At 72.7% G+C, this 13605-nt stretch carries 10 protein-coding genes; 3 read left to right on the top strand and 7 right to left on the bottom strand.

All coding sequences use genetic code 11. The features are described from left to right. Positions 1–57: 57 nt before the first annotated feature. The gene (locus AC5677_RS06460; protein WP_497194042.1) at positions 58–840 is read right to left on the bottom strand and encodes a methylated-DNA--[protein]-cysteine S-methyltransferase; all 783 of its coding nucleotides are present in this window, start codon (positions 838–840) and stop codon (positions 58–60) included. Between the two features lie 20 nt (positions 841–860). After that, positions 861–1448, bottom strand: coding sequence for an RNA polymerase sigma factor (locus AC5677_RS06455; protein ID WP_497194041.1), 588 nt, complete (start codon positions 1446–1448; stop codon positions 861–863). A gap of 876 nt (positions 1449–2324) precedes the next feature. On the opposite strand from AC5677_RS06455, the gene AC5677_RS06450 reads away from it, so the two are divergent. Beyond that, a complete protein-coding gene (locus tag AC5677_RS06450) occupies positions 2325–3710 on the top strand; it encodes an aldehyde dehydrogenase family protein (protein WP_497194040.1) in 1386 nt (461 codons plus the stop codon). 422 nt (positions 3711–4132) lie between these two features. Here AC5677_RS06450 and AC5677_RS06445 read toward each other — a convergent pair whose 3' ends face one another. Together AC5677_RS06445 and AC5677_RS06440 are read right to left on the bottom strand one after the other, a co-directional pair. After that, a complete protein-coding gene (locus AC5677_RS06445; RefSeq protein WP_497194039.1) occupies positions 4133–5527 on the bottom strand; it encodes an ATP-binding protein in 1395 nt (464 codons plus the stop codon). After that, positions 5524–6195: a response regulator transcription factor gene (locus tag AC5677_RS06440; protein WP_497194038.1), complete on the bottom strand. Its 672-nt coding sequence runs from the start codon at positions 6193–6195 to the stop codon at positions 5524–5526. The genes AC5677_RS06445 and AC5677_RS06440 overlap by 4 nt, the downstream gene beginning before the upstream one ends. A gap of 488 nt (positions 6196–6683) precedes the next feature. Here AC5677_RS06440 and AC5677_RS06435 point away from each other — a divergent pair, with 488 nt between their 5' ends. Further along, the gene (locus tag AC5677_RS06435; protein ID WP_497194037.1) at positions 6684–7517 is read left to right on the top strand and encodes an undecaprenyl-diphosphate phosphatase; all 834 of its coding nucleotides are present in this window, start codon (positions 6684–6686) and stop codon (positions 7515–7517) included. 597 nt (positions 7518–8114) lie between these two features. On the opposite strand, the gene AC5677_RS06430 is transcribed toward AC5677_RS06435, so the two are convergent. Next, positions 8115–9347, bottom strand: coding sequence for an adenosine deaminase (locus tag AC5677_RS06430; protein WP_497194036.1), 1233 nt, complete (start codon positions 9345–9347; stop codon positions 8115–8117). Between the two features lie 188 nt (positions 9348–9535). Beyond that, entirely contained in the window at positions 9536–10282 is a 747-nt protein-coding gene (locus AC5677_RS06425; RefSeq protein WP_497194035.1) for a GntR family transcriptional regulator, read from the bottom strand. A 438-nt stretch (positions 10283–10720) separates the two neighbouring features. Between AC5677_RS06425 and AC5677_RS06420 the strand changes: the two genes are divergently transcribed. After that, positions 10721–12169: an MFS transporter gene (locus tag AC5677_RS06420; protein ID WP_497194034.1), complete on the top strand. Its 1449-nt coding sequence runs from the start codon at positions 10721–10723 to the stop codon at positions 12167–12169. Between the two features lie 137 nt (positions 12170–12306). On the opposite strand, the gene AC5677_RS06415 is transcribed toward AC5677_RS06420, so the two are convergent. Continuing rightward, positions 12307–13590, bottom strand: coding sequence for a cytochrome P450 family protein (locus AC5677_RS06415; RefSeq protein WP_497194033.1), 1284 nt, complete (start codon positions 13588–13590; stop codon positions 12307–12309). Between the last annotated feature and the right edge of the window lie 15 nt (positions 13591–13605).

Here is a 13605-nt window from a genome sequence, read left to right as displayed (position 1 = left end):
GGACCTCACGCCGTAACAGGCCTCACTCCGCGGCGGATCTCCTTCCGCCGCGCCGCCTCACGCCGCTATGGGCCGGCAGCTCTTGCAGGCGCGGTAACCCGCCGCGCGTGCGGCTCGCGCCGAGCGGAACGGCACCTGGTGCGGCGCGGTGATCCGCCGTGCATGGGCACAGGTCGGATGGCAGTAGATACGTGTGGTGTCGCTGCCGAGGAACACCGTCCCCGAACGGGACAGCCCCACCAGCTCGTCGTCGATACCCTCGGCGCCGCGCAGCAGCGCGCCCACCATGGGTCCGTACCGCAGATCGCAGGGGCCGCCATTGTCGAACGTCACGCGGTGGCAGGGGATCAGCAGCGGCACCGGATTGCTTCCCAACGCCTCGATGACGGCGGCATCGGCGGGCAGCGCGGCCTCCCGCGCGACCCAGGCGAGCGGCCGCAGCTGCCCCCGTGGAATGGTGCGTACCGCATCGAGCGCGGCCCGCTCGGCTTCGGTGAGCTCCGGCAGATCGATCGGCAGACTCTTTGTGCGCCCCGTGCGCAGCGCGGTCCGTAGCCCCGGCAGGGGCCGCGTCGTAGGAATCGCGCTTCGTCCGGTGCGGGCGAGGTGCGCCTCCTCGAACGCCTGGGGGCCGGGCAGCGTGCTGCCCAGTGCGGCTCCGGTCACGGCTTGCGCCCCGTACGCGACGTACAGCCCGCCGGCGGGCGCGTCGAGGTGCAGATACATGTCGTACCGGTCCCTCGGGATTCCGACCCGTTGCAGCACCCGCGCCGCGAAGTCCCCCGGAGCGGGACCCGCAAGGCCCGCCAGGGCGCCCTCCACACCGCCCTCCGGCTGCATGGGCCATTTCCCCTCTCGGTTCACATCGTCACCTCCCTCAGCAACGCGACTTCTGGTTCCAGCAATTCACGCAGTGTGCCGAGCCCTCTCGACACCTGGGCCTTGACCGTACCGACCGGGGATCGCTGCACCGCGGCCACTTCGGCGTAGCTCATCCCGACCACATGCCGCAGCACCACCGCCTCCCGGGCCCGCTCGGGTAATCGAGCGAGCGCCGCGACCAGCAGCGCCCGGTCGGCGGCCGTGTCCACCCGCTCCTGCGGACCCGGCCCTTCGGCAGGCCAGCTCTCGCAGGCGTCCTCCACACGAGCGGTGGCGACCGGCCGGCGGACGCAGGAGCGCACATGGTTGCGCCACACGTTCGCGGCGATCGTCATCAGCCACGCACGGGGACGCAGCGCACGGCGCCGTTCCGCGGAGTACCCCTGCAGTGCCGTATAGGCACGCAGGAATGTCTCCTGGCCCAGGTCGTCCGTCTCCGCGGCGTTTCCCGTCATCCGGAGCAAGAAGGCATGGACCGCTGAGGCGTGGACCCGGACCAGTTCCGTAAAACCGTGGTCCAGATCCGTCGCCAGGCGTTCGCAGAGTGGCTCGGCTGTCTCGTCCATCACTCACAAAAACACCGGCGGGCTTCCGATGGTTGCAAGGGGCCGTACGTGCCTTTTCCGTGAGAGCGGATCCGTGGCGTCATACCGCTCCCGCGAACGGGCCGGCCCGTGGCCGGGGCGATCGCGCACGGCGGCCCGCCGGGCTCCGTACCGCGGCTCAGGACTCCGCGCCGCCCCGGCCGTGCGACGGCACGGCCGCCGGCCTTTCGCACGGCTCGGCGCACGTCCATGACCAGGGATGACGGGCCCTCACCTGTCCGGTCGGCGGCCGGGCGGGTGAATTCGTGCCCCGGGCTGTGATCCCTGAGGGCCGGGCGCTTTTAACACACCGATGGCACCTACGACCCGGCTCGCCGTCAGGAGCGGCAGGGGCCGGGGGAGCCGACGTCATCCCTCGTTCCCTATGTCACCAGGAGCCGCCTGTGTCCCGCGCCCCACGCGGCGTTCCCCGTCCCTCGCGCCGCTCGCACGCGAGGCACCGGCGTCAGGCCGCCCCCGCGGCCCTCGCCGCCGTGGCCGTCCGGCTTGCGGCCGCCGGCGCTGCGCAGTCCTTCGCGGCCTCGCCTTCCGCTGCCGGCCGCGCAGGACGGCAGACCTGCACCATCGACACCCTGCCGGTGAGCCGGTCACCGGCCGGCCGGCGCCGTCCGCCGCGCCACGCCGCGTCGAGACCGTGGGTACGGCCGGGCCGGACCTCCGCCAGCCACCCGCCGCCAGCCCGTAGCGGATCGCCTCCGGCCGGGCGGCCCTCCACGGCGGCGGAATCCCGACGGCTGCTATGAGCTGAGCAGCTGGGCCCAGCCTCCCCCCACCCCCACCCCCCACCCCCACCCCCACCCCCCACCCCCACCCCCTACCCCTCCAGAACAGAGCGGCATGACCTCCTCCTCCACCCCCTCGGCCCCCACCCCCGCGCAGCTGTGTGCGGACCTTCCCGACCCCACGGCACTCGGCCTGGTCACGTCGGGAAGCGATGCCTGCGCACCGGTGGCCAGCGCCTTCACCGGACGGCGACTTGCCACCATCCCGGCGTCCGTTCCCACCGACGTCCACCAGGCCGCGGGGCGCGCCCGAATCGCCCAACAGCTGTGGCACGCGGCGCCGTTGTCGCGGAGAATCGGGATTCTCCGGGAGCTGCGGGCCCGCTTCCGGGCGGAGCGAACCCTCCTGTACCCCGCCCTGGTGCACGGCTGCGGCCTCGGCTCCGTCGACACCATGACGGAACTCCACCTGGCCGACCGCTACTTCCCGGCCTGCGAGGCCGCCGCCCGCGCCCACTTCCGCCGCTACCGCCTGCCCCGGCCGCACCTGGGCGGGCGCATCGCCGCACGGACCGGCCCGGACAACGCGGTGGTGACGTCCTGCACCGATGACGCCCACCCGCTGATGTCCCTGCTGGAGGGAGCGCTGCCCGCCCTGCTGAGCGGAAGCGCCGTCATCACCCGGCTGAGCACCCGCACGGCGGTGGCCGCGCTACGGATGGCGCAGCACGCCCGCGCCGCCGGACTCCCGGACGGGGTCTGGCAATTCGTCCTGCCTCAGAGCCGGACCGCCACCTGGGCCCTGCACGCCCTCCTGACCGAACACTGCGACGCACGCGCTCCGCAATGCTGCCCGGCCACGCCCCGCCCGGAAGGGGAAACCCTGGCTCCTCCGGGCCTGTTGGTCGTGCGGCACGACGCGTCCGTCACCGCGGCCGTGCGTGCGGCCGTACCGTCCTGCTTCGGGCGCGCCGGCCGGACCTGTGCGGCCGCGTCCCTCATCGCCGTACATCAGAGCATCTGGTCCTCCTTCGAGAGCGCCTTCACCAGAGCCGCACTCCATTACGCGGCCCACCCCGCCAGCCGTACCGCCCTCCCCGTCGCCAACGCCGAACGCGGTGCCGCCTGGGCGCAGGCCGCCCGCGCCTGCGGGGCCCGGCCGCTTCTCGGGACCCCCCGGGCGTTCGCGCCCCGTCCGGACGCACTCTGGCACCCCATGGTCCTGGCCGCGTCCTCCTGGGACGGCGCGCCGATCCCGGCCGTTCCGCGCGCCCCACTCGCGCTGCTGGTCCGCTTCACGGCCTGGTCGGAGGTCCTGGACCTGGCCCGGCACACCAACCGCCACCTGGGGATGTTCACCCGCACGCGGTTCTCCCAGCTCGTCCCGCAGTTCGCCGGCCTCCCCGCCGAGCACATCACCCCCAACGCCGCACCCAGGTCGGGACTCTCACCCCGGCAAGCCCTGCACGACCTGCGGCATCCGGCCGGCCCCTACGGCTGAGCGCGGCGCACCGGGCTCCTGGGGGTCAGGGTCGACGCTATGCGGCCCTGCCGGCAGCGTGGCTGCCGTGCGTCCCCGGCCGGGAAAGCTCGCCGATCGCGCCTGGTAGGGAATGTTCGTCGGGGCGTCATGTGACCACTGTCGCCGTGGTGCGCCCGACCGCACATCCCACTTTCGTCTCCAGCTGCCGCAGCTTTCGTACGGGGTGCGGAACGCCATGGTGGGCAACGTTGTGGCCAGTGGCCAGTGGCCAGTGGCCAGTGCCCAGTGCCGAGCGCCTTGCTCGGTCCCGTCACCATGCTGCTCGCTCCTGGCCGTCATCCTCGGGCTGGTCGTCCACCTCACCCGTACGAAGCGTGACGTGGCTCCGGCCGAGGTGCCCGGCGCCCGGGAACCCGAGGCCGCCCGGCCCGTGGGCGAGGTCAGCCCGTAGGAAGGGTGACGGCGAAACGCGCCCCGGGGCCGGCGTCGGCCAGGGTGATGTCGCCGCCGGCCGCGCGGGCCAGCCGCCGGGCCAGCGCCAGGCCGAGGCCGGCGCCGTCGTGCCCGTCCTCGGGATCCGCGCGGCGACCGGGTTCGAAGAGCGAGTCGACGAACTCCTCGGGCACCCCGGGCCCGTCGTCGCCGACATGGACCGTGACCGCTCCGGCCTCCACCGTCCACGCGAGGGTGATCGCGTGGACGGCGTACCGGCGGGCGTTGTCCAGCAAAGGCATCAAGATCCGCTCCGCGACCGCCTCCGACACCCCCACGCTCGCCTCGCCGCCCTCGACCGTCACCCTGGGGGCGTCGGGGTGCTCGGCCGCACAGCGCCGCGCCAGTCCGTGCGCCAGAGCGGGGATCCGGCAGCTCCCCGGGGTCTGCGCACCGCGGGTACGCGCCTCGGACAGCAGCGAGTCGCAGATGTGCTGCATCGTGGCGGCGGCGCTCGCGATGGCCTCGAGCGAGGCATCCCGCTGGGCCGCATCGCGCGGGCGGCCGGTCAGCCAGTCCGTTTCCGCGGTGATACGGGCCAGCGGCGTGCGCAATTCGTGCGAGAGCTCCGCGGCCTGCTGCTGCTCATGGCGCAGCACCGCGGCCAGCCGGTCCAGCAGCGCGTCGAGGCTGGCGGCGAACGAGGCGAGCTCCGCGGGCCGGCCGGCCGCACCGAAGCGTTCCGGCGCGCCGGCCGCGCTCCACCGGGCCGCCTGTTCGCTCATGGCGGCGACCGGCCGCAGCGCCCGGCGTACCACCAGGCGGGTCAGGAGGTAGACGGTGCCCAGCAGCAGCGCCGCGAGCGTGAGGGAACCGGCGAGCGCCGTGGCGGCCGTGCTGCGGTAGGGGTCGAGGCTGACGGAAGTGACCACGGTGCCCGCTTGGCCGTGTCCGGAAGCGGCGACGACGGGGGAGGCATACAGCCGCGTCGCGCCGGGGCCCGCGGCATCGGCGAACTCCTGGCGGTGCCCGGCGAGCCGCTCCGCCTGCCGTTGCAGGGCGGCGGACGCGCCGGGCGGCCGGTCGACCACCTTGGCTCCCTGGAAGATCCACACGCCGGCGTCCAGCGCCTGGTCCTCCGCGGGCTCGTGGACGGTCAGCCGCCCGTCCGGCCGGGCCTCCACAGTGGCCACCACCGCCTCGGCCCGGGTCCGCAGCACGTCGTTCGCCTGCTCGTGCAGCCGCTTCTCCAGCGCCAGATTGAAGGCCGTCGTCAGGACGGCGACCCACAGCGCACTGGTGGCGAGCGCCATCAGGGCGAGCCGGCCGCGCAGCGTACGGGGGGCGAGGAAGCGCTGTCCGCGGCGTGTCGTCGGACGTTTCCTGAGCGGCAGCCACGTCATCCGAAGCGGTATCCGATCCCGCGGACCGTGCTGATACCGTGCGGGCTGTCCGCCTCCCGCAGCTTGCGCCGCAGGCGCGCCAGGTACTGATCCAGCGTGTTGTCGCTGACCTGCGCCCCCTCCGGCCAGCCGGCCCGCAGCAGGGCCCGCCGGCGGATCACCGCCCCGGGGTCCCCCATGAGGCACGCCAGGAGCCGGAACTCGGTGGGCGTCAGCGCGACGGCCCGGCCGTGCACGGCCAGCTCATGCCGTACGGGATCGAGACGCAGAGCGCCGGCGCTGCCGACGATCGCGCCGTCGCCGCCCCCGCGACGCAGCACCGCCCGGATGCGCGCGGCCAGCTCGCTCAGGTGGAAGGGCTTGGCAAGGTAGTCATCGCCTCCGGAGGCGAAACCCGAGAGCCGGTCGGTGAGGTTGCCCCGCGCCGTCAGGAAGATCACCGGGACGGTGATCCCCGCACCGCGCATGGCCTGGCACACATCGCGCCCGTCGGAGTCCGGCAGCCCGATATCGAGCACCACGGCGTCCACGGACCCGTCGACGGTACGCAGCGCCCCCGCGCCGTCGGCGGCCGTGACGACGTCGAATTCCTCCTCGCGCAGCCCCCGCGCGAGGACGTCGCGCAGGCCGTGGTCGTCCTCGACGACAAGAATGCGGGCAGCGGTCACCTGGCCAGTATTACCAGGCCAGGGGCGCGCTCTTCGGATACAGGGGGAGAGGGGGCCGATGCGTTCAGGTTCTGTTCAGGTTCCCTTGGGGCCGGATGTACGCGAGGGCCGCGATGCTGTCCGTGCGGGCCGCGGTGCTGTGCGTGCGGACCGGGAGGTTGTCCGTGCGGGCCGCGGTGCTGTGCGTGCGGACCGGGAGGTTGTCCGTGCGGGCCGGGAGGTTGTCCGTGCGGGCCGTGCCCCGTCCGTTGACCCGCGCCCGGCCTCTCCACCGGGTCGTCTACAGTGATGTAGACCATCGCCGTGCCGTGGCCACCGGGGCAGCGCCGCTCTGGCATTCTCACAGCGGTACCATCCTGCGTCCATCGCCGCGCGGCGCACCACCGGCCCGGACCGCTCGCCGGCCGGCCGTGGAAGCCGCCCCGGCAACGTCCTCGCGACCCAGCCGCCCACGCCCACCGCCCACACCTTCCCCAGAAGTGGACCCCATGAGCGCGATCAACATCGGCCAAGCCCTCGTCCTCGGAGCAGTCGAGGGGGTGACGGAATTCCTCCCCGTCTCCTCCACCGGCCACCTCAAGATCACCGAGGGCCTGATGGGGATCCCCGTCGACGACAAGTCCGTCGTCGGCTTCTCGGCCGTCATCCAGGTCGGCGCGATCGCCGCGGCGCTCGTCTACTTCGGCAAGGACATCGTGCGCATCGTGGGCGCCTGGTTCCGCGGACTGCGCAACCGCGAGGAGCGCTACCACCACGACTACAAGTTCGCCTGGTGGGTCATCTACGCCACCATCCCGATCGTGGTCGTCGGCCTGGCCGCCAAGCCCCTGATCGAAGGCCCGCTCGCCTCCCTGTGGGTGGTGGCCGGTTCACTGATCATCGGCAGTGGCGTGATGTGGGCGGCGGACCAGATGGGCCGCCACAAGCGGGGCGAGGACGACACCTCCCTCAAGGACGCCATGTGGGTCGGCTGCTCGCAGATCCTCGCCCTGCTCTTCCCCGGCTTCTCCCGCTCCGGCGCGACCATGTCCACCGCCCTCATCCTCGACCTGGAACGCGTCGCGGCCACCCGCCTGTCCTTCTTCCTCGGCATCCCCGCGCTCACCGGAGCCGGCCTCTACGAGCTGAAGGACGCCGTCGGTTCCGGTGCCTCCCTCGCCCCGCTGGCCGTCGGCACGGTCGTCTCCTTCGGCGTCGCCTACGCCTCGATCGCCTGGCTGCTGAAGTTCGTGGCCAAGCACTCCTTCAACTCCTTCGTCATCTACCGGATCATCATCGGTGTGCTCCTGTTCGGGCTGCTGAGCGCCGGGATGGTGGGCTGACGCCGTCGGCGGGCGGAGGAATCAGCCGCTGACCGCGGTCGGTTGAGCCCTCCCCTGCGGGGTGCGGCGGCACCCCGGGCCGGACTCGGACGCCGGCGAGCGGCTCCGGTGCCCGGCCGGAGACCCGGCCGAAGCCCTGGCCCAGGACCGGCGGCAATCCCGGCCTGCCACTCACACCCGATCCCGTCGCCGTCCCGGTCGAGGTGGCGGCCGTCCGCCCACACGGGAACCCGGCTGCTGGAAGCACACGCGCCAGTTCGCGTCGGCCCGCTGGCCGGCGTCGCCGTCGGAAGCGTCGTGGGAGACGGCGAGCGAGGAGCCGTCCAGGATGCGGCCCCGGGGGTGGCAGTCCGGGCGCCGGCCGGCCGGTGATCCGCCTCGGCGCCGGGCCTGCCGCCGTCGGGGGCGCGGCGACGGCCGGGACGACGAGGAACCACAGCCCGGACAGCACCGAGGCGACGATCTTTTGTACGGGACGCCAGCGGCTCAGCCAGGCGAGGACGATGCCCGCCGAAGTGTGATCGCTGACAGTTTCGGCCACATACGGAGGCCGGACGCAGGGCCCGCCCGCCCAGGCACCCCCTACGCAGGCACCCCCTACGCAGGAAGGGCCTGAGCGGGAACCGCCGTCGCGGCCCACGCGGCCGGGAGGCGGCTGAGGCTCTCGGTGCGCAGCTGGGCGTAGCCGGGGCGGATGGTCTGGTGGATCACGGTGAGGCGCTCGTCGAAGGGGATGAACGCGGACTTCATCGCGTTCACGGTGAACCATTCCATCTCGTCCAGGCCGTAGCCGAAGGTGTCGGCGAGGTGCTCGAATTCCTGCGTCATCGTGGTGCCGCTGACCAGGCGGTTGTCGGTGTTGACGCAGACACGGAACTTCAGCCGGCGCAGCAGGTCGATGGGGTGCTCGGCGTACGAAGCGGCCGCGCCGGTCTGGAGGTTGGACGTGGGGCACACCTCAAGGGCGATGCGGTGGTCGCGCACGTAGGAGGCGAGCCGGCCGAGCGTGACGGAGCCGTCGGCGGCGACGGTGATGTCGTCGGTGATACGGACGCCGTGGCCGAGCCGGTGGGCCCCGCAGCGCTGCACCGCCTCCTGGATGGAGGGCAGGCCCACGACCTCGCCGGCGTGGATGGTGACGTGGCTGCCGGCCGCCCTGAGGTGGTCGAAGGCGTCGACGTGGCGCTCGGGCGGGTTGCCGGCCTCGGCTCCGGCGATGTCGAAGCCGACGACGCCGGAATCGCGGTAGGTGATGGCCAGTTCGGCGATCTCGCGGGAGCGGTCGGCGTGCCGCATGGCGGTCAGCAGGGTGCCGACGCGGATCGTGCGCCCGTCGGCCGCCGCGCGCCGTTCACCCTCGCGGAAGCCATCGTTGACGGCCTCGATGACCTGTTCCAGGGTGAGGCCGCGCTCGAGGTGCTGCTCGGGTGCGTAACGGATCTCGGCGTAGACGACGCCGTCGGCGGCCAGGTCCTCGGCGGCCTCCGCGGCGACCCGGTGCAGCGCCTCTCGGGTCTGCATCACGGCGCAGGTGTGCGCGAAGGTCTCCAGGTAGCGCTCCAGGGAGCCGGAGTCGGCGGCGTCGCGGAACCATGCGCCGAGCCGGGCGGCGTCGGTGGTGGGCAGGGCGTCGTAGCCCGCGTCGCGGGCGAGTTCGACGATGGTGGCGGGGCGCAGGCCGCCGTCCAGGTGGTCGTGCAGAAGGACCTTGGGAGCCTGCCGGATCTGCTCGTGATCGAGGGTGCCGGTGCCCCGGCCGGGGGCGTGGGCGACGCCGGGTGCGTCGGAGGAGGCGGATGCGTCGCGGGAAAGCTTGTCTGACAAGTGCATGGGGTGGGAGTGTAGCTGCGGGATTCCGGAACCGGAACGGGGGGCGTCATCGGGGGCACGGCATCCCGGTGTCCCTCCCGGCAAGTCCGCTTTCCCTCTGACATGTCCGCCTTGTTTCCTCCTCGTTCGGTGTGCCGTGGCCCTTGTCGCGCCGCGGGTCGTCCGTTGTCGCGCCGCGGGCCGTCCGTTCAGCGTGATTGCCAGACGGGGAGCGCCGGGGCCCCGGTGGGCAGCATGTACTTGGCGGCCAGGACGGGGGTCCGCCCCGCCTGGACGACCTGGGTCACCAGGACGGCGGGGGTGTCCGCGGGGCGGTCGAACTGCTCCCCGCGCTGGCGGCCGAGCATGGTGGCGACCATGGTCGAGGAGCCCTTCAGGGGCATTCCGCGCCCCGCTTCCAGCAGCAGCCGGAGCATGGTCGCGGGCGCCCCCCGCGCGCCGTCGAAGGCCTGCGCGGGCGCGAGGCCGAGCCGGGCGAGGGTCTCGTCGGGGGCCGCCCACTCGTGCGCCAGACAGGACGGCAGCCCGTTGACCTCGATCACGCTCTCCCAGAACCGGACCTCGCCGTGCGCGGGAAGCAGCAGATGCTGGGCCGAGAAGTCCGTCGGCTCCTCCCGGGTCTGCGCCAGCCGGACGGTACGGACCGCCTGCCCCGCGCCGAGCAGTTCCTCCATCGGCTTGAGGGTCTCGAACCCGCGCTGCGGCGGATGGTGGTTGACCGTACGGCCCACCCCGCGCCGCACCGTGATGACCCCGTCCTCCTGGAGGAGGATCAGCGCCTCGCGCAGCGCGGGCCGGCTCACGCCCAGTTCGGCGGCGAGGCGGGGTTCGGTCGGCAGTTGCGACCCGGGCGGGTAGACGCCCTGATGGATCGCTTCCACGATCCGCTCGTACAGCACGACGACCGGGCGCCGCTGCTGCTGTCTGTCAGCCATTGCCATCTCCTGAGGGTGTCGTCGGACTGCCGCTGACCGGCGGTCCAGCCTACGCATTCGGGCGAAGAGCGGGGAGGTGTGGCCGGTGTGCGGGGAGTTCGTACGGCGCGCGGTGGGCGGCACGGGGGCGCGGGGAGCCCTTGACAGCTCTCCGAACGCGGGGGTAGACCAGTTCAACATCACTTCTTGTCTGACAAGTAGCGCTTGGGCGTCCCCATCAATGACGTTCCGGGTGCCGTCAGTCCCCCTTCGCGGACGGCCATCGCGGCCGTCGCAGCCATCGCGGCCGTCGCAGCCATGACGGCTCTTGCAGGCCTTTGCGGAGAGCGGAAGAACGGGGCCGATCCCCCCGTCCCACCTCCCCTGTCACCCCGACCCCTCCGCCCCGACTCCTCCGCCCCGCCCCTCTCCCCGCCCCCTCTCCCCTTAGGAGCCGCCATGTCGACGTGCTCTGACCGCCCCGAGACGCCGCGGTCCGACAGCCGTCCCGGCATGCTGGTGGCGTTGGCCCTGGCCGTGCTCGGTTACCAGCTCAACGCCACCATGCTCAGCCCCGCCCTCCCCGACGTCATCCGGCGTCTGCACACCACCAGCGGACTCGTCGGGCTCTCGCAGACGCTGTTCTTCCTGTTCGCGGCGGTCGGGCAGGTCACTCTGGCCCGGCTCAGTGACTACCGCGGCCGCAAGCCGATGATGCTGCTGGGCTGTCTGCTGGTGATCGCGGGCGACATCGCCTGCGCCGCGGCCCCGGACATCGGCGTATTCCTCGCGGGACGCGTACTGCAGGGCTTCTCCGCCGCCCTGTTCACCCTGTCGTTCCTGACCTTGAACGACACCCTGTCGCCCAAGGGGTTCGGCCGTGCCGCGGGCATCATCACCGCGGTCAACGGCGGATTCGCCGGTGTGGACGCCGTGTTCGGCGGCCGGCTCGCGGACACGGTCGGCTTCCGCGGCATCTTCCTGGCCGGCCTCGCGGTGTCGGTGGCCGGCACCCTGGCCGTACTGAAAACCGTCCCCGCCGCACCGCCCACGGCGGTCGGCCGGATGGACTGGCGCGGTACGTCCTTCCTCGGCCTCGGCCTGACCGGGGTGCTGATAGGCCTGGCGCAGGGGGAGTCGTGGGGCTGGCTGTCCGTGCCGACCGCGGCCTGTGTGCTGGGCGGGCTCGCCTGTCTGGTCGCGTTCGTCCTGGTCAGCAGGGGCAACCGGAACGCCATCATCGACACCGGGCTGCTGGCCTCACGCCGCGCCTGGCCGCTGCTGGCCACCACCGTCCTGACCCTCGCCGGCGCTTTCGGGGCGCTCACCCTCACCGTGCCCCTCTTCACCCAGGACCCGCACGCCGGTTACGGCCTGAGCGCGACACGGTCGGCGCTGTTGTTCGCCACCCCCGCCCAGGCCATCGGCGTGATCGGCGCCCCCCTCGCGGGCATCCTCGGCCCGCGGATCGGCTGGCGCCGCAGCGTGGTCATCGGCTCTGCGGGCTCGCTGATCGCGTTCGCCGTCGCGGTGCCGTTCATGACCTCGCAGTGGGTCCTGGTGGCCGCGCTCGCGGTGCTCGGCATCACGTACAACGGCCTGAGCATCACCGCCATCAACGCCTTGGCCGTCGTCTCGGCCCCCGAGGGCCAGAAGGGCGCCCTGCCCGGTCTGAACGGTGCCTGCTTCGGCATCGGCGCCTCGCTCGGGACCGCGCTGGCCTCCGCCCTGATCACGGCCGCGGGGAGCGCCGGCGCGCAGGGCCCGGACCTGTACGCGATCGCCATGTGGGCCTCGTTGGGGCTCCTGGCCGCGGCGATGGTGACAACGGTCGCCCTCAAGGCCGTGCCACGGGAGGCCATGGAGGCGGACGGGGCCGCGGTGGCGGTACCCGCCATGCACATGTGAGCCGTCGACGGGTGCGGCCGACGACGTCCGGCTCCGCTCCCCGTGCGGGCGCGGACGGCAGGAGATCCCCCGCCGCCCGCTCCGGTGCGCGGAACCGCCGGGCGGGTGCGTGCCGTACGCACCCGCCCGGCGGGGTGCTACAGCCGCACGGGCAAGCTGGTGAGCCGCCAGCTGCCGGGCAGCTGCGGGCGTTCGAGACGGTCGGGCGGGACGGCCAGCGAGAGGTCGGGGTAGCGCGCGAACAGCTTGCCCAGGGCGACTTCGCCCTCCTGGCGGGCGAGCGAGGCGCCCAGGCAGTAGTGCAGGCCATGGCCGAAGCCGACGTGGTTCTCCGCGTGGCCGGCCGGGTGCCGGGTGATGTCCAGGCGGTTCGGGTCGTCGTAGTGGCGAGGGTCGAAGTTGGCGGCGACCAGGACGAGCTGGACGGAGTCCCCCTTGCGGATACGGGTGCCGGCGAAGTCGACGTCCTCGGTGGCGTAGCGCAGTTGGGTCGCCTGGGCCGGACCGCACCAGCGCATCAGCTCATGGACCGCGCGGGGGAGCAGGTCCGGGTCCGAGGTGAGCAGGCGTCGCTGATCGGGGTGGGTGAGGAGGGCGGCCGTGCCGTTGCCGATGAGGTGTGCGGTGGTTTCGTGACCGGCGAAGACCAAGGTGAGGACCAACGTGGCCATCTCGATGTCGCTGAGCCGGTCGCCGTCGTCGTCGTGCGTCCGGATCAGCTCGCTGAGCAGGTCGTCGGTCAGCGCGCCGCGTCGCACCTCGATCAGTTCGTGGATGTGGTCGATCATCGGCCGGACGGAGGTGCTGAGGCGCCCCGGCACCAGCGACACAAGGTCGGCGCCCCATTTCCGCCATTGCGGGCGGTCCGCCTCCGGAATCCCGACCAGCTCGCAGATGACGGTGATGGGGAGGGGGTAGGCGAAGTGCTCGATGAGGTCGACGACGCCGTTCTCTGCATGGCCGGGGAGCTGGGCCAGCAGGTCGTCGGCGAGCTGCGTCACGCGCGGCCGCAGATCGTTGATCTTGCGTGCGGTGAAGGCGCGGGACACCAGACGGCGCAGGCGGGTGTGGTCGGGGGCGTCGGTGTTGAGGATCGACCCGAGAAGGTAGGGGCGGAGGTCCTCGGGGAGCCCCATGGTGTCCATCAGGCGGGTCAACGGGCCGTCGTCCGCACCCCCCAGGGAGGAGGACGGGTTGTTGACGAAACGCGGGTCGCGTAACACCTCGCGGACGTCATCGAAGCGGGTGATGAACCAGACGGGGGAGTCGTCGACGAAGCGGCCACGGACCACGCGGTCTTGTTCGCGGAGCTCGCCGTAGCCCTTGAAAGGGTCGGCGAGCAGCACCGGGTCCATCACATTGAGCTCGCCCGGGTGCTTCCCGACATGTTCGGCCAGTGGGTTGGCAGGGGATGTGGACATGCGTCTGTTCTCCTC

It is taken from the genome of Streptomyces sp. JLSY215 (assembly GCF_059682825.1).
The sequence above is the reverse complement of the archived record's forward strand: the minus strand, read 5'-3'. Positions and strand labels throughout refer to the sequence as shown.